Here is a 572-nt window from a genome sequence, read left to right on the forward strand (position 1 = left end):
GCGTAGACGTAGTGGCACTGCTCGGCGTCCGGAGCCGGCGCGCTCAGCCCGTGCGCACGCAACGGCGCGAACCGCTGGCTGTAGTACGCGCTGATCCGCGCCCGGCGCGCGATGCGCGCGTCCTGGGTCGCCAGCCGGGCGAGTTGGAAGCCGGCCTGTATCTCGTCGAAGCCGCTGTGCGGGCCGATCTCGTGGTGTACGGAGCGGCGCTCGCCCCCTGGGCCGTGGTCGCGCAGCGCGCGCACGGTGCGGGCGAGTTCCGGGTCGTCGCTCAGGACGGCGGCGCCCTCGCCCGGCATCCCGAACGGCTTGGCCGGAAAGAACGAGTACAGGCCGAGCTGGCCCCAGGTGCCCGCGGCGCGCCCGGCCAGCGTCGCGTCCTGCGCGATGGCCGCGTCCTCGATGACGGTCAGCCCGTGGGCCGCGGCCAGCCGCGTCACCTCGGGCATGTCGGCCATGGTGGTGAAGGTGTGCGCCGGCACGACCGCCCGGGTGCGGGCGGTGAGCCGGCGCGCGACGTCGGCCACGTCGATGACCATCGTCAGCGGGTCGACGTCGGCGAAGACCGGCAC

1 protein-coding gene is annotated in these 572 nt (G+C 74.8%); it reads right to left on the reverse strand.

Annotated elements, in window-relative coordinates; genetic code table 11:
• A partial coding sequence (locus tag KUM32_RS37495) for a DegT/DnrJ/EryC1/StrS aminotransferase family protein (protein WP_217146312.1) occupies positions 1-572 on the reverse strand: 572 nt, incomplete at both ends.

It is taken from the genome of Streptomyces sp. AC627_RSS907, assembly GCF_019049165.1.